This window comes from Vibrio sp. 1F279 (assembly GCF_041439815.1).
GTDB lineage: Bacteria > Pseudomonadota > Gammaproteobacteria > Enterobacterales > Vibrionaceae > Vibrio > Vibrio tasmaniensis_A.
The window spans coordinates 189,530-216,034 of record NZ_JBGOOU010000002.1 but is presented as its reverse complement, the minus strand read 5'-3'; the positions used below and the strand labels follow the sequence as shown (position 1 = coordinate 216,034).

The following is a 26,505-nucleotide window of genomic DNA, read 5'->3' as shown; positions in this document are numbered from 1 at the left end:
GTAAGTAAGTAAGTAAGTAAGTAAGTAAGTAAGTAAGTAAGTAAGTAAGTAAGTAAGTAAATAGATAAATACTAAGGCCTTCTAGCGAGGTCGCGAGCTAAGATAAGTGCTAAACCAAACACCTGAAGAAACAGGGCGATATTCTTGTAGAAAGCCATTTTTTCATCGAGCCTTTGGATTAATTCAACCAAGGTCAGATTATCCAAATAGTAGTCATCAATTCGTGCTCGTTGGGCTTCTTGAGCACTGTTTATCAGCATCATAAGCTTGGGTAAATTAGCCAACGAGATGGCTGGCACCTCCTCACTCACCCAACTCCGGAGTTGGCCGCGCAGCGCTTCATCGAGGATGGTGGCAGGTTGAGCGGTTTCTGTTGAGGGTTTATCTAGGTGGATCAGAATGGCTTCACGCTTGCGCTCTAAGGTTTCGATCGTATTCCAGGCCAATTGTATAGAGTACACATTGCCGTATTTACGATCGTTGTATTCCGATTTTTCCGCTTCAATCTTGTCGAGCACCAAGCTCGACATGACAATAGCCATGACGTTCAGTATGAGACCTGCAAGGACAATCGCCCAAGCAGGAGGAAGGCGCAATGCCATAATGCTCCCTAGAACATTTTATCAAAAGGTAGGTAAGCTAAGTTTAGGACAATCAAAGAGATCATGCAGATAAGCGTCAACACCATGCCCACTTTTCTACCCTTTAAGTTTTTTGCCAGAATACCTTTTGCATGAATCACACGCCCCAGAATAAATGCAACACCAATGGCATGAATAAGCCACACACTGGCACCATTCATCTCCAAAAAGCCCATCAAAATAACCGTAATTGGGATGTAATCCATTGCATTACTTTGTGCGGAACGTGCTATCTGTAGCGACTCAACACCGCCATCTGCATGAGCAACCAGATTGATTCGTCTTTGCTTAATGACTTCTATCGCCAACCAAATCATTACGACCGTCAGCAAGGCTGCGTAAAGTGCTGTAACCATTATATTTTCCTATTACTTTGAGTTTGTTGAGCGTATTTCGCTCACCTATCGACGGATGAGTTCGACAACGAATGATATTCGCGCCCGAAAATTTGTAAGAGATCTCTCACACCGAACGTAAGAGATCACAGTCAAGCTTCGCAGAAAAAAGTAAAATTACAAACCCAACCCCTTGTTTTATATGAATCCACGCATATTTATTTTAGTTAACGAGGATATTTATTTCCTAAGGCTAATTGCGAATAAAGCCTCCAAAGTGTTTAATACTCATGTCGACAGGGAGTTGGCAGGAACAGGAAAAGCCTAACGGATTAGGTATCTTCAGGATGAAGATTTGATGGCTTAGGATGAGTGATCAGCAAGGAAGTTTTACTCTAGGATAGAGTCACTTGTCAGGATGATGAGTTAGCATGGACACCGCTAGGAAGGCGATGGATTGGATAGGTTAAAGGATTTAGCCAAATCAAGGAACGATGCAAGGAGCATACGTGACCTTATTAAAAAATAAGTAACAACGTCAGTAGCAGGATGGCTACGAAAAAGAATAAACCCCGTTTGGTGAAAACCAAACGGGGTTTCTTTTTTCAACGTCGAAAAGCTATTAGTAGCTAACCGTTCAAATAGTAGCTAACCGTTCAAAGCCACGTTACAAAATAATGTTCATCAAAAACATAGCACCAAACGCATTCAATACTGAAATCGCGATCATCACAGGGATATAACGACCTTCAGTACCAATTGGTCCCATGATGCGTCCCATATATTGCACCTGAGAACCCATCAAGTAGATAGCTGGCGCCAAGATAGCAATATGGTTGCCGTTCAGAATGCCTTGGTCAAATAGCGTGATAACCACACCGACTGCACCACCCATCGACATCCACGCGCCAATCAATACTGCTGCCGCTTCGCCCGGTAAACCAAATACCGCCATGATAGGTGCAAACACACTACCCATCAGATCCAGTGCACCAGTAATCTGCAACGCCTTAATAATCACAAACGCCATCAGAACATTAGGTACTGTAGAGGTTGTCGCGATAACCCAGCCTTTTTTAGCACCTTCAACGAAAATATCAGTAACCATTGGTTTCTTTGCTTTAACTTCGCTCATTATGCTACTTCCTCTTCCAGTTTTTGTTCTTTGTTTGATTTTGTTTTGTCTTCTTTACCTTCAGTAATATTGAGGTAAAGGCGGAATAAGTTCGCACCAACAAACTTGAAGATAAACATCACCGCAACAGCAAGACCTATTGACGATGTCACTGCCAAAGAACCATCCATCGCCGTTAGAGTGAACAACACCGCACCTGAAGAGAAAAAGTTAACGATCGCCGCACCCGCAGTAAACTGGAACATGGTGAACACATCGGTTTCACGCTTAGTCAAATGCCCTTCATCTTTGAGCTGACGTGTCATCGCAGCACCCGCATCGGTACTTTGCAGAGAAGCAATCAGTGCCAAGCCTGAGTTACCTGGAATGCCCATTAAAGGACGAAGTAGTGGAGTTAGTAGTTTACGAGCCGCGTCCAGTGCACCGTAGTGCTCAAGTACGTTAATCATGCCCAATGCAAACATCACGGTCGGAATAAGTGTCAATGCAAAAATGAAACCGTCGCGCGCACCACTACCGCCTTTACCACGCAGTGACGTCGTTGCCGCTTGGATACCATCAGCCGACTCACTCACATCGTAAGCGACCTTACCAAATGAACCGTTGAGCGTCGTAAAATCGAGCACTCCATACCATTCATTGGACTGCATTAAGCCTGAAAAGAACACAATCGCGAACGCGAGTGCGATATAGCTGCCGATCGTGACTTTACGATCGGTTTTGGTTGGATTAGTCATAAGGACCTCTATACATCTCGTTTATGTGGAACAGAACACGTATAGATAGTGCAAACTAATGATCAAAAGGTTAATGACCAAAATCAAATAGTGCATCGGTTTAAATAAAAGAACCAAAGCAACATATAAAACTGTGATTCAAATTTTAAAGTAGAGGTATACGCTAAAAAAATTAGAATATTTCTCATACAAAACTAAACAAACCTAGCTTCAACACCGCAACCAAAAACGCACATAATCGCCACAATAATCAGGCTTCGAATAGAAAGCTCAAAGAAATCTTTCATCGTGATCTCACGTTTTCACCCAATCTACTGTTTTCTATATAATCTATTGAATTATTAAGATATCTATCACACTGCACATGGTTATTTAGGTCTACGCTTTTACCCGTGTTAATAACTTATTAACTTCGGAGCGTAATCCATGTTAGGTATCCAGCTTTCTGCTGTTCTCTCTTTGTTATTTTTTTCCACGGTAGCAGGCGCTGCCACTTCTCAGTTAGGAGAACCGCTCAAGCTAACTAGCTCGTTCGCTGGCTACTTGTCGCTGACCATTTTCGTTGTCGCCTACATCGTGGTGATGATGGAAGAATACCTAAAGCTCCGAAAGTCCAAACCCGTTTTGCTTGCTGCAGGCCTGATCTGGATAATCATTGGTTTCACTTACCAAGAACACAACCTTGTTGAAGTCGCTAAACAAGCGCTCGAACACAACCTGCTGGAATATGCCGAGCTATTACTCTTTCTACTCGTCGCCATGACATACATTAGCGCCATGGAAGAGAGGAGACTGTTTGATGCGCTGCAAGCGTGGATGGTAGGCAAAGGCTTTAACTTTCGCTCTTTGTTCTGGATAACCGGTATTCTGGCCTTCTTTATCTCACCTATCGCCGACAACCTCACGACAGCTCTACTGATGTGCGCTGTGGTTCTTAAAGTGGCAGGTTCTAACCCTAAATTCGTCAACCTAGCTTGCGTGAATATCGTGATAGCCGCCAATGCTGGCGGTGCATTCAGTCCATTCGGAGACATCACAACGCTCATGGTGTGGCAGGCTGGTTATGTGAGTTTTAGTGAGTTCATTCCTTTGTTTATTCCTTCGGTGATGAATTACCTCGTCCCTGCGTTGATCATGTCTTACTTTGTACCCACCACTCAGCCCGACACAGTCCATCAACACGTTGAATTAAAACGTGGTGCGAGGCGCATCGTATTCTTGTTTATTATGACAATAGCGACCGCTGTTGCTTTCCATGCCGTACTCCACTTCCCTCCAGTAATGGGCATGATGATGGGGCTCGCCTATCTGCAGTTCTTTGGCTATTACTTACGCAAGACTTTGCCCAACTCACTCGCCAAGAAAAAGGCGGTAGCGATCGCCAATAACGATGAAGGCGCCCTGAAGCGACTCGGCTCTGTTGTGCCGTTCGATGTATTTCGAAGAGTTTCTCATGCCGAATGGGACACGCTTTTGTTCTTCTACGGCGTGGTAATGTGTGTCGGTGGCTTGAGTCTACTTGGTTACTTGGAATTAGCTTCGGGCGTGATGTATAGCCAGTGGGATCCAATTTGGGCCAACGTCATGGTGGGGATCTTATCGGCTATTGTCGATAACATTCCGGTGATGTTTGCCGTGTTATCCATGGAACCCCAAATGTCGATGGGCAACTGGCTACTGATCACCCTAACCGCGGGCGTTGGCGGCAGCTTATTGTCTATTGGTAGTGCCGCTGGTGTGGCATTAATGGGGGCTGCACATGGTAAGTACACCTTCTTTGGCCATTTGAAATGGATGCCAGTAATCATGATTGGTTATGGGGTCAGTATCGCCGCTCACCTATGGCTGAACGGTGATATGTTCTAGTCTAAGGCATATCAACTAAAGGCGTATCAACACGTGTCCAGACGTTGCTTAACTGCACTGCTGGACACTGGTTGCAGGTTAACACCGCTCCTTCTTGTTGAATACGCATCATCAGCCCAGAATCCACTCGGCTATTTCCTGAATTCAACTCAATGTTAATCAAATCATTTTCAATACGATAAGTTCTAGTGACCGTGTTACCGATTGTTTGATAGGTCATTTGTCCTGACTCAAAAAGTAGATAGCTGTTATCGTCCGCGTTCTCATACATCCCTTTGAACAAAACAAGCTGCGGTACTTCAAAGGGGCGACTAGTATCAGTTAAACAACCGGTCAGCAATAACACACTAGTGAAAGCTATTATCAGAAAGTGATGGTTATTCATTTGGGCATCCTTGCCTAAAAAACATGGCTAAATAATATGCAACCAAATCATTATTTTCCAGAAAGTGGCGAATTTATTGCAAAGTCACGTTTTTATTGCAGAGTCACGCTTGAGGCCTCTTAATATTCCTCCTCAGTCGTACAAACCTTCAACCTTAACCGACAGAACAGAGTTTCAAGTCGCTAGCTAAGTAGCTTTCTAAGTTTGTTTTCTTCCCTCAATCACTAACAAGCGTTGTTTACGTTCTACGCCACCCGCATAACCCGTCAGCTTTCCATTTTTACCTATCACACGATGACACGGCACAATCACAGACACAGGGTTTTTGCCATTTGCCAAACCCACTGCACGCACCGCTTTAGGGTTACCAATTGCATCGGCCAATTGAGCATAGCTCCATGTTTCTCCATAAGGAATGGTAGTAAGCGCCTGCCAAACCGACAGCTGAAATGGAGTACCCTTGGCTGCGATCGGCACAGAAAACTGGATTGCTTCACCAGCAAAATAACGATTGAGCTGTTTGATAGCCAACGCGAAGATCGGAAAGCTATCATCTTGAACACCTAACTGTTCAGGTTTGGTAGTGTGAGTTTCATACCAAAGGCCGAGCAGCCCTTCATCGTTCGCCTGTAACGTCACGGCGCCCAGAGGGCTCTCGTAGTAAGTAAAACGGTTAGTCATGATATCTCCTAGCTTGGTAATTCTGATGTTTGTTCATTGCTTCTATATCAGAGAGGTCTCTCTATTCCACTTGAAACATCGTTTAAGACTGATTCCAACAATGGAACGTGGCGTAACTTCCCCAAGGCGAAACACTCTCTGCATTAATGGTAGGGCGATGCTCGATGAATTTCTTCACCACCAAATCGCCTACTAGCAAGTGGTTAGGTTCACTGAGCCCGCGCAGCAGCGCATATTGAATCGTCCAAGGACCAATACCTTTGAGATCAATCCACTTAGAAGGATGCTCAGCTTCGTTGTCGACCATGTATTGGGCAAAACGCTTTAAGGTTTCCTTACGACTTCCAGGCATTCTTAGAAAGCTCACATCAGCATCAGCTATTTGTTTAGGTGTTGGGAAATACGCTTTCTCTGATGCATCAGCTATTTGTTGTAAGTCAGAGCAATCTTGTGAATTAGCTTGCTCTTGTAAATCAGAAACCTGATATGAACCAGAGAGCTCTCGCACCAACAAGTTAAGCTGACCAATGGCCGCTGTTACCGAGACTTGCTGCCCGAGAATCGCTCTTACTCCGGCTTCCCAAGCACTCCACACACCAGGGATACGAATACCACTCTTAGCCACCAAGTTGGGATCAATGGTGCTAAAGAAATCTTCAACTTTGCTGATATCAACATCAAGGTCGAACATACGTCGAATATTGGCGATCAAACTTCTTAATTGGCTCATATCATCCAACTCAAACTCAATATCCAAGCTGCTCTCTTTGGCTAAAGTGGCCTTGAACCAGCCCTTCGAGCCGTTCACGTTCACTGTGCGTTGGTAATAACCGTCGCCCACCTCTTCTAAGCCTTCGATCATTCGTCGTCGATAAAAGCCCAGCAAATGATCCCAGTCCAACGGGCCATGGAAACTGAGTTGGATATGATTACTTAGATTGTTACTTGGCTTAGCTCTTCGGATTTGACTTGGCGAGAGCTGCAGCTCTTTTTGAAAGGCATCATTGAAGCGGCGCGTGCTATTAAAGCCACTCGCAAAGCCGACATCGGTAATGCTCATGCTACTGGTGTGCAGTAACTGCTTGGCAAACATCAATTGGCTATAACGGCTATATTGCTTTGGTGATACGCCGATGTAATTATCGAATAAGGTTCGTAAATAGCGGTCTGAAATACCTAATCGAGTGGCAAGGTCGACGATTGACCCTGAGTTCAGCGCACCATGATCAATCAACTGTAAAGCACGCAAGAAAGTCGTTTCAACACCTTTCCAAGCCGGAGAAAAAGGCGCGCTGTCTGGACGACAACGTAAACAAGGGCGATAACCCGCTTTCAATGCCTGAGCTTGATGAGAAAAATACTCGACATTTTCTTCTTTGGGCGGGCTTGCCGGGCAAATCGGACGACAAAAAATTCCGGTTGTTTTTACCGCCGTAAAAAACATCCCATCAAAGCGAGCATCTCGCGCGTATCGAGCTAAATGACACTGCTCACTCGTTAACGTACTGTTGTGATGAATATTTCTCGACATGCTGTGCTCTTCCCATTTGCCATAATTTTTACTCCGATACCTAAAAGTTTACCGTGAACTGTCATTGTCGCTAGCCACTTTCGGAACTGAAGGTTAGATAAATCACAAAAAAGGGTTTTCTTTTTACGCAATTCGACTAAATTTAACCTTGAGAAGAAACTCTTCTCACAACGTCAACGATAGGTACTTAGCACACTAAGATGCAGAGACCTGTCGAATATAAAAAGGAAAAGGCTATGGTTCTTCACACGTGTCGTATTGTTTTATCAAACCAGCAGGTTCTCACCAGTCAATCAGTCGAGCAGTCTCTCAGCTTTCTTGAAGACGAAGCGAGTAAGGGGATTTCTAAAATTGAGATTGACGCAACGGATGGCAATCAAATCCATTCATACCTGTCACACTCTCTTGAAGAGTCTATTGAGAATCTAATGAATCTCTAGAATTTTCGAAGAATAGTGCTTTGAAGTGATAGGGCTTTTAAAAAAGGCTACACATACCAGGCTTAAACGATATTTATGGAATTAGAAACGATCTCTAGTTCCGAAAGAAGTACATTTCTGGTTTAAAAACAAAAATGGCTCCCAACTATGTAACTAGTTAGGAGCCATTTTTATTTAATCAACAAAGCATATTGGTTACAGAAACAGCTGTTACTCTGGTGTTTGTTCAGCGGCTTGTTGCAACGTGTAGGCAGTCGAAGGGTCAATTTCATTAACCAACTTCTCAACCTGAATAATAGCATCAACCGAAGTACTGCTTTTACGGTAGCTCAGGTAAATTGGGCGATACCAGTCTTCAACCCCTTTGACCTTGTGCAATTGACCCGACTCGATAAAAGGTTCAACCATAGAAACAGGTAAATACGCACTGCCACCTTTCTCTAAGATAAAATCTAAAGCGATACGAGCCGTTGAGGTACGTAGATAAGGTGCTGGAACTTTAGGATGACGCTCGGCATGTTCAGAACCGAAGCGCGTTCCCCAATCGACATAAACGTATTTATGTTGGAATACAGATTCCAGGTCATCTTGCTGCGTTGATACCAACACCAAAACCAAATCAGCGACTTTTTTACAGTTCAGCTCTTCCGCTTTGATCTGATCAAAAGCGAAAGCCATATCTAAGGTTCGTTCTAACAAATTACGGTTCAGTTGCTCGCGCCCCATCACCTCGGCCATAAAGCCGTAGCCACCGAAAGAGTCGGTCACCACACTTAAGCAGTTTTGTAGATACGCATCCCAGATATTCGGTGTGCCACCCAGTGTTAACTGCAACGCTTTTCCACTCTCTAACGACAGCTCAAATTTGGCTTGTTGTAAGGTGGATACCATCACTTCAGCATAACCAATCAAACGCTCACCAGAAGAGGTCAGCTTGATGTTATTGCGGTCACGAATGAAGAGCTGAGTATCAAAGTAGCCTTCAAGCTGTTTGATCCGCGCACTTACCGCCGCTTGTGTTAAATACAAGTTTTCAGCTGCGCGCCCAAAATGTCGCACCCTTGCAACCTCAAGAAAGGTTCTAAATACTTTCACATCCATCAAAAATACATCTCTGTAATAAATCTGCTAACTAGCCGATCTAGGATTGTTTATCGTAAAGGCAAAAACGTTTTGTTTCCTATTTTAGCCTTTTAACAATATTTTCGCGTGAGCAATAAACACTAATTTCTATCTAACCACATTACTGAGGCTGATATGTCTGAGACCGAATTCCGACACGGAAAAAAACGTTTTTATGACACCATTAAATTCCCACGAGGGTTTGCTAAGTCGGGTGATTTTACTCTTTCAGAAGAGGAAATCCTAACCTTGTTTGGTGACACTATGCATGCACTTGAGACTGGCGAACTTTCGCCAAGCAACTCAGAAGAAAAACACTTCATCAAAGTGTTGTCTCACCCTCATAAGGCGAAGTCCAAGTTAGAGCGTGTTTGGTTGAAGTACATTCAACTGGCTCGTGGACGCCGTCGCTTTCATACCCTAAACGGCTGCAAACGCAGCGAAGTTTCTCGGGAAGAATACGAAAGAGAGTTAGTGTTAGAAGATTAGTAAAACAGCTCAAAGTGATACCTCATCACTTTGAGCTTTTTTTGGGTTCATCTCGGATTAGCGGGAACTTAAAATAAACTCGCATCTTCTTCGTAATTAATAAGTTTAGCCAACCTGTCCAGTTTTACCAATATTTATATACAATTCATAGTGATACCTTTGAATAATCACTATTCTTAAATATACCCAATGATAATTCACGCCTGTCGGCGAAACTTCCTTATTTTTTGTACGGCAGTGCCACATAGCCACCATACTTTGATCGTATTTTCATTGCCCCCTTACCCTTCATCCAATAAAGTTTGTTGATCCTTCAGCCCCTGAATCAAATCCATCCGACGATATATGACAAACGTATTAATCTTGTTTAACGCCACCAAATATCCATACAATAATTGTGCAATTTTGAGAATTCCAATCACAGATATGATCAAAAAGGCAAAAACTTGACCTAAAACAATAGCGGAATCTGACAACTTATTTTATAATGCGAATTAATGTTTCAGAACACTATAATATTTAATTTCTAGGGGCAAAATCAATGAGACTTATTCCATTAAGCAACAAAGCAAAAGTAGGTAAATGGGCTGCTCGTCATATCGCAGATTCGATCAACAAATTCGCTCCAACTGCTGAGCGTCCATTTGTACTAGGTCTTCCTACTGGTAGCACACCTCTAACTACTTACGCTGAGCTAATTGAACTTTACAAAGCTGGCGAAGTAAGCTTCAAGCACGTTGTAACATTCAACATGGATGAGTACGTTGGTATCGAACCAAACCACCCAGAGTCTTACCGCACATTTATGCACGAAAACTTCTTCAACCACGTTGATATTCAAGCAGAAAACATCAACCTGCTAGACGGCAAAGCTGAAGACATCGATGCTCACTGTGCAGCATACGAAGAAAAAATCCGTTCATACGGAAAAATCAACCTGTTCATGGGCGGCGTAGGCATCGACGGTCACATCGCGTTCAATGAGCCAGGTTCTTCTCTATCTTCACGCACTCGTATCAAAACGTTGACTGAAGACACTCGTATCGCGAACTCTCGTTTCTTCGATGGCGACATCAACCAAGTTCCTAAATACGCACTAACTATCGGTGTTGCTACTCTTCTAGATTCTGAAGAAGTAATGATCCTTTCTCTAGGCCACAACAAAGCGCAAGCGCTTCAAATGGCTATCGAAGGTTCTGTAAACCACATGTGGACTGTTACCGCTCTACAGATGCACCGTAAAGCTATCATCGTTGCTGATGAGCCAGCTCAACAAGAGCTAAAAGTTAAGACTCTTCGCTACTTCCAAGAGCTAGAAGCTGAGAACATTCAAGACCTATAATTTGATGTAGATCTTGATTGTAGAATTAAAACCACTTCTTCTATCGGAAGTGGTTTTTTTTTTATGTCACAATCGCTATCAACTAAAAAATATGGAAATAGACATGTTGTTGAATGAAATTGTCGAGGTCATCGAACTGACTGACAGTGATCACCTCTCAGAGGCATTAGAAGAGTTTAATCTACATAACGTAGTTCACTCTAACCACCTTCCTTTTTTAAATATTGTCTACGATAACGCCAAGCCACACTTGCTAAAAAAACTGTGCAGCATTGGCTTTAAAGGACAAATTCAATGTGAAAAATTGATAAGCGGTGACTATATTATTTTCAATGCAGACACCTATACGCCCGAACAAGCTAGCTCAAAATTCAGGTAAAACAGACTTCAATTTATTAGGAACTGACTTAAATGACAGACACAACTAATCTAAGCAATGAACAACTATCTCTACTTGGAAAAGCTCTGCTTTCAGTACAAAGATTGGAAAACTCACTCTACCAGTCGATTAGAGCACTTTGTAAACAAAACAGTTCTAGTGATACCCAAGCCATTGAAAACCTGACTTCAGAGCAGTTTCTGAAAGGCACTATCACAGAGCTAAAGCCAGTTATACAACAGTTATATGATGTGTTTGGGGAGACCCTTGCGCTTTCATCAGCAGAGTTAAATGAGTTCCTATACAAAAGAAACCTAGTCTCACTGAGTTTTTGGCAGGTAACGACAACAAGTGTAAAAGGAAATGAGAAACTTGCGAACCCAACACAATTTTTGCAAGAGCTCATCGATCAGTGTGATCTGTGGTTGACAAAAGTAGATAATAAATAGCACCGAGCTTACTTTCACTACCTAGAGATAGCTTAAGAGGTCAGCACATTCTCTTTCGCTAACTGCTGATGTATATCATTAACCGCTAGCACTATCGTAGAGCGCACTTTTTGAAAATGGCGCTCTAAAAACATACGCTTCATATCATCAGACATGCCTTCGACCAACTCCGGGGCGTAGTCGATTGGCATCATTTTTTGAATAGCATTGATACGATTAAGTTCAAAAACGACATCTTGGTCCCAGAAATTCACCTCACCTTCTTGAATATTTACCCACTCTTTTAGAGTAACGAAAACTTCAATATCGTCATACACCTCTTTACTGATCACGCCTAACCCTAACAATAATTTTGTTCGAACCAGAATTTCCCCTAAAGGGCCATCGGTGGTGAGGAGAGGGTCAACAACAAATTTTACTGCGTAGTCATCTTTATAGAAGATACTTTTCAACAAAGCGTCCAGCATGTCTTCTAAGACATCGTAGGCGCACAACAGGCACTCCGCAGCATCAGCTGATTCGGCTAGTTCTTCAAGTAACTCTGATTCGTGTGTTGTATGTATGGGCATGGTTGCTCTAAAAGAATAAAGTGCCACTGGTGTGGCACTTTGATGGTTTATCATTTCAATGCTAGATAAGCTTCTTCCGCTAGTTTAACAACTTCTGAGTCACTATTCAGCTCAGAATAATGCGCTAATGTCTCAGCAAAGCCTTTTTCTGCGAACATTGCTTGAAGTTCAACCGCTTGAGGGTCGTCTTCGTTCTTGTAATGGAACGCAGCAGCGATTGCTTTTACTAGGTGAGCATTCGGTAGGCCGTACTCTAATGTACCGTTTAGAGGCTTAACTAGGCGATCTTGTGGGCTCAGCTTACGAATAGGTTGACGGCCAACACGGTCTACTTCATCACGTAGGAACGGGTTAGCAAAACGACCGAGAATCTTTTGGATGTAGGCAGCGTGAGCTTCTGGATCAAAGCCGTAACGCTTAATCAGAACCGCACCACTCTCTTCCATCGTCGCTGTTACTTCAGCGCGGATTACGTCGTCTTCGATAGAATCTTTAATAGTCTCATGACCGGCAAGCACACCAAGGTATGCCGTTACTAAGTGACCTGTGTTTAGCGTAAACAGTTTACGCTCAACGAAAGCCATTAGGTTGTCAGTGCATTCCATACCTGGGATATTTGGAATCTCACCTTTGAATTGTGTTTGGTCTACGATCCACTCGCTGAACGTTTCAACCGTTACCGCTAGAGGGTCTGTTTCGCCCGCTTCTGCCGGTGGAACAATACGGTCAACCGCTGAATCAACAAAGCCAATGTGCTCTTCAGTGAACGCTTTCATTTCATCAGAAAGGTGCTCTAACACGGCTGCTTTTAATTGGCTAGTACCGCGAACCATGTTCTCTGCCGCGATGATGTTCATTGGTGCAGTGTTGTTTGCAGCTGCACGCTTTTCAATGCCTTGAGCGATAGACTTAGAGATGATTTTAAGAACCGTAGGGCCCACTGCTGTCGTCACAAGATCAGACTCAGCAATGCAATCTACTACTGCGCTTGTCGCTGAGTTTACTGCTGACACGTTCTTAACAACTTCGACAACACACTCTTCGCCAACAATCTTAACTGGGTATTCTTGGCGTTCAATTAACGCATTTACAACCGTTTCATTTACGTCAGCAAACGTAACCTTCATACCAGCATCAGAAAGAAGCTTACCAATGAAACCACGACCGATATTACCTGCACCAAAATGTAACGCTTTCATAATTTTGACCTTATAAATATTTGAATCTAAATAGCTAACCACTCAAACACATGCCGCTTTCAATCACGTCCTAGGCATTAAGCAGTGACCTATTCAGACCGAACCTTTATCTACAGATAAAGATTGAGACCGGAAATGAGGCCAGTAGGGGGATACTGGCCTCCTTCACTCAGGAGCTTGACTAGAGCTTGTTAGTTTCCGTTGAGAATACGTAGAACATCAGCAGGGTTTGCTGTGTTCTGTAGGCATTCCACAGCGTCTTCATCATCGAGTGAATTGGTAATAGCCATCAGCACCATGTTGTGCTCATCGCCTTGTGCGGCAATACCGATAACCATCTTCGCGATATCATCTTCATCTCCGCCCCATTGAATACCTTCAGGGTACTGACAGAAAACAATGCCGGTTTTTTGTACGTACTGTTTCGCTTCGATTGTGCCGTGTGGTACTGCGATAGACTCACCTAGATAAGTAGACACAAGCTCTTCACGAGCAAACATGCCGTCTACATATTCTGGTGATACGTTGCCAAGTTTTACTAATTGTTCGCCAGCAAACTTGATTGCGTCTTCTTTCTGAGTCGCTTTAAGGCCAAGGAAGATGCTGTCATTAGTCAGTGCAAGCTTGTTGCCTTCTTGAGCTGGTGCTGCCGTAGGAGCCGGATCTTCTACCTTCGCTTCACCACTTTGTGCTTCAACAAGTTCTGCTACTAGGTTGTCGTATACTGCGCCATCTAAGAAGTTGTTCAGAGACATGTGCATTGCACCAGGAATGGTTTTACGTGCACGGTCTGTTAAATCTTTATGCGTAATAACAATTTGTGAATCAGCTGGTAAGTTGTTGATTGCGTAGTTAGTTACCGTGATATTTAGGCCCGCTGCCTCAACTTTCTTACGAAGTAGACCTGCACCCATTGCACTTGAACCCATACCCGCATCACACGCTACGTATACTGCTTTCACGTCAGCTAGGTTGATATCTGCCCCCATTGCTGCACCTTTAGAAGACGCTTTCATGTCTTTCATTTGTGCTGAAGCTTTCTCTAGTGAATCTTCCTCATCATCTTGCGCTGATGTTTTAAGAAGGATTGACGCTACAACAAACGATACTGCCGTTGCTGCGATAACCGATAGAATCACGCCGATGTAAGAGCCTTTTGGCGTCATCAGTAAGACTGCGAAGATAGAACCTGGTGATGCTGGAGAAATAAGGCCAGAATCGAACATTACGTTAGTGAATACACCAGCCATACCACCTGCGATTACCGCAAGAATTAGACGTGGGTTCATTAGAACGTAAGGGAAGTAAATTTCGTGGATACCACCTAAAAAGTGGATGATAGATGCACCAGCCGCAGATTGCTTTGCGCTACCTGTACCAAACACCATGTAAGCCAGTAGAAGACCAAAACCAGGACCTGGATTTGCTTCGATTAGGAAGAAGATTGAGCGACCAATCTCTTCAGATTGCTGGATACCTAGTGGAGAGAAGATACCGTGGTTGATTGCGTTATTTAGGAATAAAATTTTCGCAGGTTCAACAAAGATAGATGCTAGAGGTAGTGCACCCGCTTCCACCATTGCGTTTACGCCAGCAGCAAGTCCGCCAGACAGAATCTTAACCGCAGGACCAATCACGATGAACGCGATGATCGCACAGATCATGCCGATGATACCCGCAGAGAAGTTGTTCACTAGCATTTCGAAACCACTCTTCACTTTACCGTGAACAGCTTCATCGAACTTCTTAATTGCGATACCACCTAGTGGACCTACAATCATTGCACCCATGAACATTGGGATATCAGTACCAACGATAACACCCATTGTCGTGATGGCACCCACTACCGCACCGCGGTCACCACCAACCATTTTACCACCAGTGTAACCAATCAACAGTGGCAATAGGTATGTAATCATAGGGCCAACCATTGATGCTAACGTTTCGTTAGGCCACCAACCGGTTGGGATGAATAGTGCAGTAATGAAACCCCACGCAATGAATGCGCCGATGTTTGGCATTACCATATTGGATAAGAAACGACCAAAGTTTTGAACCTTAATCTTTGCTTCTGGTGATAACATAGGTAGAACCCCGTAATGTATTGGTTGGTCAAATGACCGAAAGTGTGTACTCAAAAGTCGATTAAAATGTATCACAACATTTTCAAAATGCACCTCAGCCCAATTTTAGTGACAACCATCACACGCAAAAAACACTTTCGGGTTAACGAGTGCACCTTGTATCACAAAAACACTATGAATTTAAATTACAAAGCCAAATTAATGAGAGTGAATATCATTAACACAAGATCCACATCACACTTTATTTTGTAACACTTAAAAATAAATGGTGACACAAATCACACTTAATAAAATATAGAATCTAAGATCCATATAAGCCGTATAAAAGAACATCGTATTACGAATGATAAATATGCACCAAGATGAGAAAAAACCTAAAGCTGTAATTTAATTACAAGTTAGACCGCATTTTGCTTAACATTCAAAATGAGAGCGAATACTCACTAAAAACATGGACCAGTGAACTGCAGTTAGTATCAACAGTTGTGTTATTGTATTTCCCTATTCTATACAACAGCCCCTCAACATTAATCAGCAGTTCTACTGCTAATTGAGAAACTGACTATGCCAGACAAGATTTCCACATCAGCACTAGCCAAACAAAAAGGGATAGAAGCGAAGGCTCTATTCAGTGATTTGAAAACAGCTGGCTATATCGTGCGTTCACAGGAGCGTTGGGTACTCACAGAACGAGGCGAAAGCTTTGGTGGGGAGTATGTCGAACACAAGAAGTTTGGTGTCTTTATTGTCTGGCCAGAAAAACTACTCATCGACCTAGATTCTTTCTCTGGAAAAACGCTAACGGCAACTCAACTAGGCAGTGCCTTTCAACTTAGCGCAAAAAAAATTAACCTGTTGCTCAGCGAGCTTGGTTGGATAACACGTGAAGAAGATGGTTGGCATGTCACCTCAACAGGCTTAAAAGCAGGCGGTGAGCAAAGGGAAGATAAAGCGACTCAAAACCTATTTGTGGTATGGCACGATTCATTGGTTCGCAATAAACGTTTGAAGCAGTCTGTTGTCGAATTTCTAGGGCATGATGCTGAAAGCCACTCTACCGATGTCTCGTTTTCTAGCTTTCGTCAGAAATTTGAGGCGAAACACCGAACCTTAGACGGACATTATGTACGTTCAAAGGGAGAGCTGATCATCGATAACTGGCTTTATATGGCGGGAGTGGTTCATGCCTATGAACGTCCGCTCCCGATATCAAAAGAAGTAATGAGCGATTTCTACCTGCCAAGCGGCAAGGTATACATTCAGTTCTGGGGAACAGATTCAGGCCCTATAGAAGAAGACAAACGAAATGCGACCAAGAAAGTTTACCAAGAGCACGGTTTTAGCTTGATTGAACTTAACCCTGAAGATATCCCAAACCTCGACAGCGTACTTCCTTCTTTATTGCGCCAATATGGAATCAAAGCCTACTAACTGGCTGATTTTCGAAAACCAATACACATCCAGATCACACTAATCAGATCATTATGGACATTGTTAACCATAGTGATTTGATGTGTTCGCTATTTTTCCCAAGCCAATCTTCTATTATCTTACACCCATCGACTTGAGCTACCGCAGATACTCGATTTATTGGGGCATGTTCGATAGCCATTTAAGCGTTCAGCCTTTTAGAGGCTGACTGTTCTAGAAACGACTTCTATAGAGATATAGCCTAAATGCGTTATCCGTTTATTGTTGACGTTACCGAACATAAAACCCTACAACATTTATATTGATAGATATTAGGATTCAACATGACTCATCCAATCATTTCAGATCTAAACACTCGCTACACAGCTAAAAAATACGATGCAGAAAAGCGCATCTCTGTGGAAGACATGGAAGTAATCAAAGAAGCACTTCGTTTGTCAGCTTCTTCTATCAACTCTCAGCCTTGGAAATTCATCATCATTGAGAGTGACGCAGCAAAACAACGCTTCCACAATACTTTCGAGAACATGTTCCAGTTTAACCAACCGCATGCGAAAGAAGCGTCACATACGATCCTGTTTGCTCACGATCCTAAGTACACTAAAGAGAAATTCGCAAAGCGTGCTGACACAGAAGTAAGCTCTGGTCACCTACCTGCTGAAATGTACGAGCAGTTCTTAGGGGCTTACGCATTCGCAGAAATGAACACAGATGAGACTGGTTTCAACGGAAACTGGACTAAGTCTCAGGTGTACATCGCACTAGGTAACACAATGCACACGCTAGCACGCCTTAGTATTGCTTCAACACCGATGGAAGGCGTAGATGCCGCTATGATAGGTGAAGAGTTTGCTGACGAACTAGACGGTCACGTTGTTGATGTAGCGCTAGCAATCGGCTACCACAAAGACGGTGAAGACTATAACCACGGTAAACCAAAAGCACGTCTAGCTCTTGATGAAATCGTGACGACGCTTTAACTCGTTAATTAAGATGACGAATGAATCAACAGCTATAACACGTTAAACAGTTACAACGCTTAACTGCTACAACGCTTTAATTTTTAAAACGCTTTTTCGTTTTACAAAATATAGTTTCAACAGCACTTCAGACTGTTAAATTACACTGCCTTGTTTTGGCCAGACACTCGTCTGGCCTTTTTCATGTCTGTATTTCGCATCCATCCTTTCTATCTCAGCTTTAGCCATTCCAGCCGCTTTTTAGATCACCAATACTTGATCAATCCACGTGTTCTAATTCGCGAAGCGCAGGAGTTACGCTATAATCCCCTTTGTTGAAACATGTTCCTCACCCTGCTCTTTCTGAGCAAACATCATTAATTTTCTTGCCAAACCGCTATAAATTCACAAAGTCATAAAGACACCTAAGATTCATTTTAACCATAAAACTCAGCACGTCAAAATGACTCACCAGATAACATAAACCCCAAACAAACACATTGAAAACAGGCACTTAAAAACATGGCACAACTAGTGCAATGATGACCTTAGATATTTAAATAAGGTATTATCATTATGACTATTCACGTTAAATCAAATGTTCACTGGGTTGGCGTCCACGATTGGGAAACAGAACACTTCCATGGTAAGGAATACCACATGAACAAAGGTACCAGCTATAACTCGTACCTGATTCGTGAAGAGAAAACGGTGCTTGTTGATACCGTTGATCATCGCTTTACTGAACAATTCCTTGCAAACCTTGAGATGGAAATCGACATCAACGAGATCGACTACATCATTTGTCAGCATGCTGAAGAAGACCACTCAGGTGCCCTTTCAGCACTATTAGCCAAAATTCCAAACACACCCGTCTACTGCACAGAAGCTGGCGTTAACTCGATTGTTGGCCATCACCATCAGCCGGACTGGAACTTCCGAACCGTTAAAACTGGCGACACGCTCGATGTCGGTAACGGTAAGCAACTCATCTTTGTTGAGATGAAAATGCTGCACTGGCCAGACTCAATGGCAACATACCTCACAGGTGACGAAATCCTGTTCAGCAACGATGCGTTCGGTCAGCACTACTGTGATGAAAACCTATTCAACGATCAGCTAGACCAAGTCGAGCTTCATGATCAATGTCTGCGTTACTTCTCGAACATCCTCACACCTTTCGCGCCTTTGGTGAAAGCGAAGATAGAAGAAGTATTGAGCTTAGGTGTGCCTATTGATGTTATCGCCACCTCTCATGGCTGTATTTGGCGCGACAACGCGACGCAAATTGTTGAGCAATACTACGAGTGGTCTAAAGCCTACAAAGAAGATCGTATCACGATTGTTTACGACACCATGTCGAACAACACTCGCATGATGGCTGACGCAATCGCAAAAGGTATCCGTAAAGGCAGCCCAGAAACAGCAATCAAAGTCTTTAATATCTCTAAGCACGATAAGAATGACATCCTTGCCAATATCTTCCGTTCAAAAGGGGTTCTAGTCGGCTCATCGACCATGAACAATGTGATGATGCCGCAAATCGCTGCGCTACTAGAAGAGATCCACGGCTTACGTTTTGCAGGAAAAAGAGCCGCAGCATTTGGCTCTTCAGGTTGGACAGGCGGCGCAGTAAAACGTATCGACGCTCGACTACGTGAAGCAAACTTCGAGGTGAGTGCGCCGCAACACATCCATTGGAAACCAGACACAGACGCTCTTCGCCAATGTATCGATTACGGCATGACACTGGCCGAGGTTTGGCGTGTAGAAGCAGATGAAGTGAGCACACCGAAACAAGTATCACGTAATGTAACACCGCTTGAAGCCACACCAGCACCGGCAAACACCACTGCCGAGCTCAAAGACACAACAGAGCTGAAACCAGAAGTCGCTCAAGATAAGCCAGTACACAGTGCAGACTGCACTTGCTGGCGTTGCACAGTATGCGAATGGGTGTACGACCCACAATTGGGCGAACCCTACCAAGGCGTCGAACCTGGAACTGCTTGGGCGCAAGTACCTGATGATTTCCTTTGCCCTGAATGCCATTTAGGCAAAGAAGTGTTTGTGGAGAAGTAGCATGTCGAACATTGTTATTGTGGGTGGCGGTTTCGCGGCCCTACAAACCATCAAGATGGTACGTAAGCTTGACCAAGATATCACGATTACTATGATCACCGCCGATACCGGGGTTGAGTACAGTAAGCCGAATCTTTCGCACGCGTTCAGTCAGGAACAAACGCCGGAAACACTGGCAGTACATAACGCTCAACAATTGGCAGAGCAGTACAACGTGGTCATCAAAACCAAAGCACTTGTGAGCGAGATAGATACTGAGCAGCAGTGTGTTTATGTTGATGGCCAATCTATCCACTATTCAAAGTTGGTATTAGCGACCGGCGCGACGCCTTTTATACCACCAACGGAAGGGCTTAAACGCAGCGCAACCATTACGTTAAATAGTTTGGAAGAGTTTGATAAACACAAAGCTCAGATCGATGGCGCTCAACGCATCACCGTGATGGGTGGAGGCTTGATTGGGGTCGAGCTCGCATTCGACCTTCAAACTGCGGGTAAAGATGTCACGATTATCGAACCCGCAAGTTATCTATTGAATAACCTAGTGCCACCTTTCGTTTCGCTTGAATTGGAAAGGGAACTGACAAAAGCAGGTGTTACCGTCGAAACCGATTCTGCAGTGTGTCGCGCAACGTATCTTTCTGATGGAGTGAGGTTGCAAACCAATTCTTCTCGATTGATACGAACCGATATCGTGATTGCCGCAGCAGGGCTAAGACCAAACACGCAGTTAGCCACACAAGCGGGAATAGAAGTAAACAAAGGGGTTGTGGTCGATACCATCATGAGAACCAGTGTCGAAAATGTGTATGCGATTGGTGACTGCGCCGAAATAGAGGGGCGTGTGATGGCTTATCTTCAGCCCGCTATTTTGTCTGCAAACGTATTGGCTAAGCAGCTGGCTATGGGTAACGGAGAGAGCAAAGTGGGCGAAGCAAAGCTCAGCTTGCCTCATATGATCACCAAGGTGAAAACACCGAGTTATCCTATTCAGCTCGCAGGGCGCGATATTCACACTGCTCAGAGCTGGGAAACTCGATTCGATCCTAAAGGCATTGTCGCTAAAGGCTTCAATGAAGATAACCAGTTGGTTGGATTCATTGTCACTGGAGAGCACAGCAAAGCCGCATTTCCTCTCCTTAAAGAGCTACAAGCAAGCTCACCCGCATAGGTTCTAGAAGCGCTAATACAAAAAAAGCCAGTCAACAGACTGGCTTTCTTGTGTTCATCTTAGTGCAATTAGCTCATCGCATTTAAGCAAAGACGAACATTAACCGATAAACGAGATGTAACCTTGAAGGATGATCAGGTTAACGATATCGATAAAGAAGGCACCCACGATTGGTACAACCATGAAGGCTTGTGGCGACGGGCCGAATCGGTTCACCAAAGAACCCATGTTCATTACCGCTGTTGGTGTTGCACCTAGGCCGAAACCACAGTGACCACCCGCCATAACCGCTGCGTCGTAGTTAGAACCCATTACTTTGAACGTTACAAAGTAAGAGAAGATACCTAACACCACCGCCTGAACCGCAAGGATAACCAAAAACGGAATCGCAAGGTCAAAAATGTTCCAAAGCTTAAGGCTCATTAGCGCCATCGCTAGGAACAGCGACAATGACACCGTACCAAGAATATCGACCGTTTCACTGTTGGTTTTATGTAGCTTAGTCACTTCAAAAACGTTAGTGATGAACACACCGATAAACAACGCGTAAACGAAGTCAGGAATCATCAACCAAGAAATTTCAAAAGTCGCCACCCACTGCTCTAGGTACTTCGCACCTGTGATACAGATAAGAAGGATGAACAATACTTCAATCACCTTCTTCGCTGTTACTTTGTCTTCTTCATACTCGTTGTAAGTAACAAGCTCAGGAAAACGCTCGTGGGTTTGTGTGCCAGTGCCGTACTCAGATTCAAGCTGGTTTTTATCAATCAGCTTTTGCGCCACTGGGCTACCGATAATACCACCGATGATCAAACCAAAGGTCGCTGAAGCCATTGCGATTTCTAACGTATTTGCAATGCCAAACGTGTCTGCAAAAGTTTGAGACCAAGCCGCGCCTGTACCGTGACCACCCGAAAGGGTGATAGAGCCAGCAATCAAACCCATCAAGGGCTCAAGGCCTAGTGTCGTTGCTAAGGTTACGCCTACACCGTTTTGGATAATGATGTAAACCGAAGCCACCCCTAAGAATAGGAATACCTTGGCACCACCTTTCATCAGCTGTGTGTAGTTAGCTGCAAGGCCGACCGTTGCAAAGAACATCAACATAAATGTGTTCTGCAAGGGCAAAGAAAACTCAAGATCAAGGCCGTTAAAGTGCAGGGCTGTAATAGCAAAAGCGACAATCAAGCCGCCGACAATGGGCTCTGGGATATTGTACTTTTTGAGAACAGGAAGCTTTGCATTGACGAAATGACCTAGAAACAAAACACTAATCGCGATTAGGAAGGATTCTAGTGGTCCAATTGAAATTAATTGATTCATATAACCTCTATTTTTTTACGTTCTCATCTTCCTTAACGAGTCTAGTTTTATCTGTAATTATCTGTGCTGCTCTACCTATATTTATACAAACTGGAGAGAAATTGTAGATTCGAAAAGCGAACACATTACTGCGTTCACTTGGTGCCATGTTAGTGGCACGTTAACTTTTATAGGAGATAAAAGGATTTGTGACAACAATCACCTCTAAAAAGTTGAAAACGGCGTGAGTATTCTTACCGCTGACTCTGCTTTTTTACTACCTAAAAAAGCAAAAAGGAGCTATTGCTAGCTCCTTTTTCATCACCATCACTGGCAATTAGAATTTTTTCGGTGCGTAACCCGTCATAACCTCAATGCGAAGCTCTTTACCGATCTTGGTCATTGGGTGAACAATTACTAATCCTTTAACAGACTTTTTAAGTTTACCCATATCCGCTTGTTCAGCCTTAGTAATCTCACGCTTAAATGGCATATCAACCAGAGACTTACGCTCTTGGTTCACATCGTAGCTTTCTTTATGTTTCAGCTGAGCGATTTTCTTGGTTAGCTTCTTAATCTCATCTTCAAATTGACGAACAACAGGACGATCATTACGAGTTTTAGCAGCCGCTAACTTGTTGCGACACTTGTCTAGACGGTTGTTAATTTGTTGAAGTTCGTTTTTAACACTCATAATAATTTCCTAAGATTTAACAAGCCAATTCGGATTGGGGCGCGGAGTATAGCACAATGGTTCACTTGAACCGAAATTTATCTTAAACATCGCTACCTAAACGAATCATTTAAGACCAACACAATAGCTCCAAACACAGAAACGCCCTTATTCTCTCGTGTAAACAATAAGGGCGAATGAGCATTTCCTACGGAGCTGATTGACCCCATATTTTTTCGCGAAATTGAGGAATAAGTTGGCCAGCACCAAATTCATTCAGGTGATCGTCATCAACGTATGTTGGGTGATTGTTGATATCCCCTAGGCACTGCTGATCATCACAAAATATCGGTTCAGGGTCTATAAGAGTAACTCGACAGTTTTGGCTGATTTTTTCATAAGATTTCGTAATCAATGCGGTTCTTTGTCGGTACTCTTCAAGAGGAATAGAAACCGAAATATCAGATTGATTTAAAATCGAATACTTATACATAGTTTTAGGTACATCTTTCTTAAGCTCAGGGATTGGCTTGACCAAATAAACAGGGTTAGATTGACTAAGCTCGCACATGGTCTTTTCAAAACTGGATAAGATTGAGTTCAGGTACTCTTCCGATCTGGTCTGAAACCTTTTATCTCCTGCGATTAAACTGATCTTTTCGTTCTCACTTTGCCACCCATCTTCATTCGAACCATAAAGATAGCCACCCATTCTGTTAATGACAACAACAGGAACGTTAGGGTAATTAGTTTTAGCTTTAATTAACGATGCTGAGACAAAATCCCCACACTCTTCTGATAACTCACCACTTGAAAGCACTCTTTTGATACCTGAAATCGTCGGACATGCGCTTCTCGTCCAGTCGATGACCGATGTATCGTTAGGTGCTGACGCCTCAACACTTCTCACTATCGATGCGCCATGACTATCGCCTAAAACAATCGCGGATACGGGTCCTGAGCCATAGTGACACTCAGGAGATGGTCCAAATTCGACGTGGCACTCTCCGCTTCGTGGATTCCGGTCATAGACACTTTGTGCAATGACGAGCTGTGTTTTATCCAGGCGCCAAAGTAATCCTTCACTTTCATAAATAACCTGCCCTATCAAGGCAATAAAGGAAGCAAGAATGAGAGGGTAATAGTTCAAAAAGAACTTACCGCCTTTGCGTGTCTCCTTAGGTCGGTAACTTTCAATGAACTTAAATGAAAGGATCCCCATCAATACCGATACCATTACTCCAACTATATTGTGAGTAATAGTGTTGCTCGTGAGGTTCTTAATGAAAACACTAATAGGCCAATGCCAGAGATAAATTGAGTAGGAACATAACCCAACCCCTTGTATCAGCCGTGATTTATGAAAGGTAAAATTGAGGTCCAAATTCAAAAGCAGAATTATCGCGGTAGCAATGACCGGAATAAGCGTCACATGACTCGGCCAAAGTGTGCTGCTGTCGATCATGAAAGGAGATATAAACAGTGAGGCAATAGCAACTAACAGCAATAACTGAACATTGGATTTTTTGAATTCAATGCGCTCTCTTTTCAAAGCAACTACCGAACCTGCGAGCAGTTCCCATGCACGAGACGGTAATGTGTAATAAGAAGCCGAACTCCCCAAATACGCATAGTTATAAGCTAGACTTCCTATTAGAGTCGTTCCAATAGCAACGGTTGCACCTTTAGCTCCGAATAACTTGTAGGTCGCCATTAAAACGAGAGGATATAATACATAGAATTGCCATTCTACGGATAAAGACCAAGTGTGAAGCAACCACTTGCTTTGCGCGGCCACATCAAAGTATCCCGACTCTTTTAAATAGGTATGGTTAGAAACAAACCCGACACTGGTGAGAATATGCTTACCTAGTTTTCTTAACGCCCAAGGGTCTAGGTAAATAATGCCAACGAGTAACACAACAAGGCACATGACCGCTAAAGCAGGAATAATGCGTTTTGCCCTCGCTAAGTAAAAGCCCTTTAATGAGAAGGTATTAGTTTCCAAACTCGACATGATAATCTTTGTCATCAGGAAGCCTGAAATGACAAAAAACACATCCACACCTAAAAAGCCGCCAGTGATAAAACCCGGGAAAAAATGGAAAATGACGACGATTGAGACAGCTAATGCACGTAATGCATTGATGTCATACCTGAAATTTTTATTCATTATTTATTCGTTATAACCTTAAATCAATAAACGGCCTAAAACTACCCACAATGAAATTGGCGTAATATACCGGTTTCATTACGCTTCTGTTCTCACTTGTAGTTTTAGTAGTACTCCAATAAACACAAAGTACATCACAGCTAAATCACCATTCCTGAAAGGTGAATCGAATAGACACATGAAAGAAAAATAAACAACCGGTAACAATACAATAGGCGATAGCTTGTATCTAGAATTAAACAAAGGGTACATCAAACTAAGCATGAGAAGGGCAATGCCTACCAAGCCAGATGACGCTGCTTTATCAATATAATTGTTATGCAGGTGTGCATTAACGATAAACCTCTTTCCCGAATTTGTTGGAGTAAATGAGAGTTTATCTAATTGCGCTTCTTTATCGCCTCCAATGCCGAGCAAGGGGCTATCCACAAAGAAGTCGAACCCTGCTTGATACATTTGTAATCTTAAGCCTATGGAAGTATCCATGTTGCCTTGTGATATCTCATGGTACTCATGCAAGCTATAGTCAATACGTTCACTTACCACGTCATATTTCGACATCAAAAACACAGAAAAAACGACCATGGCACTAATACCAAGCAGCGCCTTGTACTGACGATGCTGCATCATCATTTTGAATAGGACAACTAAACCAATAAAAATAACGGCTAGTAGAGGTCCTCTTGACCCCACCAAAAACATTGATAAAAAGCCTATAAATGCCAAGATAGCTATTGCTTTGGTTTTTTTTCCTTCATACGAAACACAGCCAAGTGCGAGCAATAAAATGACAGAGAAACCTTGAATTGAAGCTATAACAAGAGCATTAGACGGCAAGGTCCCCCGATCCCCGGAGAGAAAAAAGATATAATAAGCAACGAGGACAGTTGTACTGACAACAGAAGTGAAGCATAAGTTCTGTATATCTGATAACTTAACAAAGCCATTTCGATAAAAAAGGAAAAATACCAGAGCAATCAAAGTTGCCCTTAGTTCTTGACTACTGAAGCCATGCAACTCGTAAGATATAGTGGAAAAAATAGAGAGCAAGAGCAGTATCCACACCCAGCCATCTTCAAACCAGTCATGTTTCTCCTTGTTTTTTCGGTACAAAAGAGCACAACAGGCCGCTATCAATAAAGTGATACCCACAAGTGGCTTACTCCCCTGACCTAGCCACACCTGAACGGTAACAATCCAAAACAAAGGCAGTGTAATGAGTATCTTTTGAATTAAATTCGTGTTGATTCTAACCATAACTAATCTAAAAATGCTGAGAAGAGTTGCACTCTAAAACAAACTTGCCACTGTCGCAAACGAACTGTAG

25 protein-coding genes are annotated in these 26,505 nt (G+C 43.2%); 10 read left to right on the top strand and 15 right to left on the bottom strand.

Translation table 11 applies throughout. From position 1 onward, the window contains the following. Positions 1-71 precede the first annotated feature (71 nt). The 4 genes from ACED60_RS02760 to ACED60_RS02745 all read right to left on the bottom strand — a co-directional run bounded on the left by ACED60_RS02760 (position 72) and on the right by ACED60_RS02745 (position 2,848). Positions 72-602 carry a hypothetical protein gene (locus ACED60_RS02760; RefSeq protein WP_009846115.1) on the bottom strand — a complete coding sequence of 177 codons (531 nt, stop codon included), beginning with the start codon at positions 600-602 and terminating at the stop codon, positions 72-74. Positions 603-610: 8 nt separating this feature from the next. Beyond that, positions 611-997, bottom strand: coding sequence for an MAPEG family protein (locus ACED60_RS02755; protein WP_009846114.1), 387 nt, complete (start codon positions 995-997; stop codon positions 611-613). 646 nt (positions 998-1,643) lie between these two features. Further along, positions 1,644-2,111 (bottom strand): YjiG family protein, encoded by a 468-nt coding sequence (locus tag ACED60_RS02750; RefSeq protein WP_004737023.1) that lies wholly within the window; start codon positions 2,109-2,111, stop codon positions 1,644-1,646. Continuing rightward, a complete protein-coding gene (locus ACED60_RS02745) occupies positions 2,111-2,848 on the bottom strand; it encodes a nucleoside recognition domain-containing protein (protein ID WP_371726882.1) in 738 nt (245 codons plus the stop codon). Before ACED60_RS02745 ends, ACED60_RS02750 begins: the two co-directional genes overlap by 1 nt. A gap of 426 nt (positions 2,849-3,274) precedes the next feature. Between ACED60_RS02745 and nhaD the strand changes: the two genes are divergently transcribed. Next, positions 3,275-4,714, top strand: a complete 1,440-nt coding sequence (nhaD, locus tag ACED60_RS02740; protein ID WP_012601208.1) for a sodium:proton antiporter NhaD — start codon at positions 3,275-3,277, stop codon at positions 4,712-4,714. A gap of 1 nt (position 4,715) precedes the next feature. Here the strand turns inward: nhaD and ACED60_RS02735 are convergent, their stop codons facing one another. The 3 genes from ACED60_RS02735 to ACED60_RS02725 all read right to left on the bottom strand — a co-directional run bounded on the left by ACED60_RS02735 (position 4,716) and on the right by ACED60_RS02725 (position 7,311). Continuing rightward, on the bottom strand, positions 4,716-5,099 hold the full coding sequence (locus ACED60_RS02735; protein WP_012601209.1) for a hypothetical protein: 384 nt from the start codon (positions 5,097-5,099) through the stop codon (positions 4,716-4,718). Between the two features lie 198 nt (positions 5,100-5,297). Next, positions 5,298-5,780: a methylated-DNA--[protein]-cysteine S-methyltransferase gene (locus ACED60_RS02730; protein WP_371726881.1), complete on the bottom strand. Its 483-nt coding sequence runs from the start codon at positions 5,778-5,780 to the stop codon at positions 5,298-5,300. Positions 5,781-5,862: 82 nt separating this feature from the next. After that, complete coding sequence (locus ACED60_RS02725) at positions 5,863-7,311, bottom strand: AlkA N-terminal domain-containing protein (protein ID WP_371726880.1); 1,449 nt, start codon at positions 7,309-7,311, stop codon at positions 5,863-5,865. Between the two features lie 236 nt (positions 7,312-7,547). Between ACED60_RS02725 and ACED60_RS02720 the strand changes: the two genes are divergently transcribed. Continuing rightward, complete coding sequence (locus tag ACED60_RS02720) at positions 7,548-7,751, top strand: hypothetical protein (protein WP_004732734.1); 204 nt, start codon at positions 7,548-7,550, stop codon at positions 7,749-7,751. A 210-nt stretch (positions 7,752-7,961) separates the two neighbouring features. Here ACED60_RS02720 and ACED60_RS02715 read toward each other — a convergent pair whose 3' ends face one another. Further along, the gene (locus ACED60_RS02715; protein WP_029225450.1) at positions 7,962-8,852 is read right to left on the bottom strand and encodes a LysR family transcriptional regulator; all 891 of its coding nucleotides are present in this window, start codon (positions 8,850-8,852) and stop codon (positions 7,962-7,964) included. Between the two features lie 156 nt (positions 8,853-9,008). Between ACED60_RS02715 and ACED60_RS02710 the strand changes: the two genes are divergently transcribed. The 4 genes from ACED60_RS02710 to ACED60_RS02695 all read left to right on the top strand — a co-directional run bounded on the left by ACED60_RS02710 (position 9,009) and on the right by ACED60_RS02695 (position 11,532). Next, positions 9,009-9,362: a DUF413 domain-containing protein gene (locus ACED60_RS02710; protein WP_371726879.1), complete on the top strand. Its 354-nt coding sequence runs from the start codon at positions 9,009-9,011 to the stop codon at positions 9,360-9,362. 541 nt (positions 9,363-9,903) lie between these two features. After that, on the top strand, positions 9,904-10,704 hold the full coding sequence (nagB, locus tag ACED60_RS02705) for a glucosamine-6-phosphate deaminase (RefSeq protein ID WP_102257676.1): 801 nt from the start codon (positions 9,904-9,906) through the stop codon (positions 10,702-10,704). 103 nt (positions 10,705-10,807) lie between these two features. Continuing rightward, positions 10,808-11,083, top strand: coding sequence for a hypothetical protein (locus ACED60_RS02700; RefSeq protein ID WP_009846105.1), 276 nt, complete (start codon positions 10,808-10,810; stop codon positions 11,081-11,083). 32 nt (positions 11,084-11,115) lie between these two features. Continuing rightward, on the top strand, positions 11,116-11,532 hold the full coding sequence (locus ACED60_RS02695) for a glucosamine-6-phosphate deaminase (protein WP_371726878.1): 417 nt from the start codon (positions 11,116-11,118) through the stop codon (positions 11,530-11,532). 32 nt (positions 11,533-11,564) lie between these two features. On the opposite strand, the gene ACED60_RS02690 is transcribed toward ACED60_RS02695, so the two are convergent. The 3 genes from ACED60_RS02690 to ACED60_RS02680 form a co-directional block, all read right to left on the bottom strand. Continuing rightward, the gene (locus ACED60_RS02690; RefSeq protein ID WP_371726877.1) at positions 11,565-12,101 is read right to left on the bottom strand and encodes an MltR family transcriptional regulator; all 537 of its coding nucleotides are present in this window, start codon (positions 12,099-12,101) and stop codon (positions 11,565-11,567) included. Between the two features lie 50 nt (positions 12,102-12,151). After that, positions 12,152-13,300, bottom strand: coding sequence for a mannitol-1-phosphate 5-dehydrogenase (locus tag ACED60_RS02685; RefSeq protein ID WP_065679363.1), 1,149 nt, complete (start codon positions 13,298-13,300; stop codon positions 12,152-12,154). Positions 13,301-13,491: 191 nt separating this feature from the next. Beyond that, entirely contained in the window at positions 13,492-15,384 is a 1,893-nt protein-coding gene (locus tag ACED60_RS02680) for a PTS mannitol transporter subunit IICBA (RefSeq protein WP_371726876.1), read from the bottom strand. A gap of 564 nt (positions 15,385-15,948) precedes the next feature. Between ACED60_RS02680 and ACED60_RS02675 the strand changes: the two genes are divergently transcribed. The 4 genes from ACED60_RS02675 to norW all read left to right on the top strand — a co-directional run bounded on the left by ACED60_RS02675 (position 15,949) and on the right by norW (position 21,027). After that, positions 15,949-16,815, top strand: coding sequence for a hypothetical protein (locus ACED60_RS02675; RefSeq protein ID WP_009846100.1), 867 nt, complete (start codon positions 15,949-15,951; stop codon positions 16,813-16,815). A gap of 323 nt (positions 16,816-17,138) precedes the next feature. Then, positions 17,139-17,795 carry an NAD(P)H-dependent oxidoreductase gene (locus ACED60_RS02670; RefSeq protein ID WP_371726875.1) on the top strand — a complete coding sequence of 219 codons (657 nt, stop codon included), beginning with the start codon at positions 17,139-17,141 and terminating at the stop codon, positions 17,793-17,795. Positions 17,796-18,350: 555 nt separating this feature from the next. Then, entirely contained in the window at positions 18,351-19,856 is a 1,506-nt protein-coding gene (gene norV / locus ACED60_RS02665; protein WP_371726874.1) for an anaerobic nitric oxide reductase flavorubredoxin, read from the top strand. 1 nt (position 19,857) lies between these two features. Next, entirely contained in the window at positions 19,858-21,027 is a 1,170-nt protein-coding gene (norW, locus tag ACED60_RS02660; protein ID WP_135381922.1) for an NADH:flavorubredoxin reductase NorW, read from the top strand. Positions 21,028-21,126: 99 nt separating this feature from the next. On the opposite strand, the gene gltS is transcribed toward norW, so the two are convergent. The 4 genes from gltS to ACED60_RS02640 all read right to left on the bottom strand — a co-directional run bounded on the left by gltS (position 21,127) and on the right by ACED60_RS02640 (position 26,435). Further along, a complete protein-coding gene (gene gltS, locus ACED60_RS02655) occupies positions 21,127-22,353 on the bottom strand; it encodes a sodium/glutamate symporter (RefSeq protein ID WP_371726873.1) in 1,227 nt (408 codons plus the stop codon). Positions 22,354-22,669: 316 nt separating this feature from the next. After that, positions 22,670-23,026: a YibL family ribosome-associated protein gene (locus tag ACED60_RS02650; protein WP_009846095.1), complete on the bottom strand. Its 357-nt coding sequence runs from the start codon at positions 23,024-23,026 to the stop codon at positions 22,670-22,672. Positions 23,027-23,213: 187 nt separating this feature from the next. Continuing rightward, entirely contained in the window at positions 23,214-25,178 is a 1,965-nt protein-coding gene (locus ACED60_RS02645) for an acyltransferase family protein (RefSeq protein WP_371726872.1), read from the bottom strand. A gap of 78 nt (positions 25,179-25,256) precedes the next feature. Continuing rightward, positions 25,257-26,435 (bottom strand): O-antigen ligase, encoded by a 1,179-nt coding sequence (locus ACED60_RS02640; protein WP_009846093.1) that lies wholly within the window; start codon positions 26,433-26,435, stop codon positions 25,257-25,259. Positions 26,436-26,505 lie beyond the last annotated feature (70 nt).

Bases quoted from the DNA above. Each gene is read 5' to 3' on its own strand.
- ACED60_RS02760 (WP_009846115.1), bottom strand. From the start codon at position 602: ATGGCATTGCGCCTTCCTCCTGCTTGGGCGATTGTCCTTGCAGGTCTC.
- ACED60_RS02755 (WP_009846114.1), bottom strand. From the start codon at position 997: ATGGTTACAGCACTTTACGCAGCCTTGCTGACGGTCGTAATGATTTGG.
- ACED60_RS02750 (WP_004737023.1), bottom strand. From the start codon at position 2,111: ATGAGCGAAGTTAAAGCAAAGAAACCAATGGTTACTGATATTTTCGTT.
- ACED60_RS02745 (WP_371726882.1), bottom strand. From the start codon at position 2,848: ATGACTAATCCAACCAAAACCGATCGTAAAGTCACGATCGGCAGCTAT.
- nhaD (WP_012601208.1), top strand. From the start codon at position 3,275: ATGTTAGGTATCCAGCTTTCTGCTGTTCTCTCTTTGTTATTTTTTTCC.
- ACED60_RS02735 (WP_012601209.1), bottom strand. From the start codon at position 5,099: ATGAATAACCATCACTTTCTGATAATAGCTTTCACTAGTGTGTTATTG.
- ACED60_RS02730 (WP_371726881.1), bottom strand. From the start codon at position 5,780: ATGACTAACCGTTTTACTTACTACGAGAGCCCTCTGGGCGCCGTGACG.
- ACED60_RS02725 (WP_371726880.1), bottom strand. From the start codon at position 7,311: ATGTCGAGAAATATTCATCACAACAGTACGTTAACGAGTGAGCAGTGT.
- ACED60_RS02720 (WP_004732734.1), top strand. From the start codon at position 7,548: ATGGTTCTTCACACGTGTCGTATTGTTTTATCAAACCAGCAGGTTCTC.
- ACED60_RS02715 (WP_029225450.1), bottom strand. From the start codon at position 8,852: ATGGATGTGAAAGTATTTAGAACCTTTCTTGAGGTTGCAAGGGTGCGA.
- ACED60_RS02710 (WP_371726879.1), top strand. From the start codon at position 9,009: ATGTCTGAGACCGAATTCCGACACGGAAAAAAACGTTTTTATGACACC.
- nagB (WP_102257676.1), top strand. From the start codon at position 9,904: ATGAGACTTATTCCATTAAGCAACAAAGCAAAAGTAGGTAAATGGGCT.
- ACED60_RS02700 (WP_009846105.1), top strand. From the start codon at position 10,808: ATGTTGTTGAATGAAATTGTCGAGGTCATCGAACTGACTGACAGTGAT.
- ACED60_RS02695 (WP_371726878.1), top strand. From the start codon at position 11,116: ATGACAGACACAACTAATCTAAGCAATGAACAACTATCTCTACTTGGA.
- ACED60_RS02690 (WP_371726877.1), bottom strand. From the start codon at position 12,101: ATGCCCATACATACAACACACGAATCAGAGTTACTTGAAGAACTAGCC.
- ACED60_RS02685 (WP_065679363.1), bottom strand. From the start codon at position 13,300: ATGAAAGCGTTACATTTTGGTGCAGGTAATATCGGTCGTGGTTTCATT.
- ACED60_RS02680 (WP_371726876.1), bottom strand. From the start codon at position 15,384: ATGTTATCACCAGAAGCAAAGATTAAGGTTCAAAACTTTGGTCGTTTC.
- ACED60_RS02675 (WP_009846100.1), top strand. From the start codon at position 15,949: ATGCCAGACAAGATTTCCACATCAGCACTAGCCAAACAAAAAGGGATA.
- ACED60_RS02670 (WP_371726875.1), top strand. From the start codon at position 17,139: ATGACTCATCCAATCATTTCAGATCTAAACACTCGCTACACAGCTAAA.
- norV (WP_371726874.1), top strand. From the start codon at position 18,351: ATGACTATTCACGTTAAATCAAATGTTCACTGGGTTGGCGTCCACGAT.
- norW (WP_135381922.1), top strand. From the start codon at position 19,858: ATGTCGAACATTGTTATTGTGGGTGGCGGTTTCGCGGCCCTACAAACC.
- gltS (WP_371726873.1), bottom strand. From the start codon at position 22,353: ATGAATCAATTAATTTCAATTGGACCACTAGAATCCTTCCTAATCGCG.
- ACED60_RS02650 (WP_009846095.1), bottom strand. From the start codon at position 23,026: ATGAGTGTTAAAAACGAACTTCAACAAATTAACAACCGTCTAGACAAG.
- ACED60_RS02645 (WP_371726872.1), bottom strand. From the start codon at position 25,178: ATGAATAAAAATTTCAGGTATGACATCAATGCATTACGTGCATTAGCT.
- ACED60_RS02640 (WP_009846093.1), bottom strand. From the start codon at position 26,435: ATGGTTAGAATCAACACGAATTTAATTCAAAAGATACTCATTACACTG.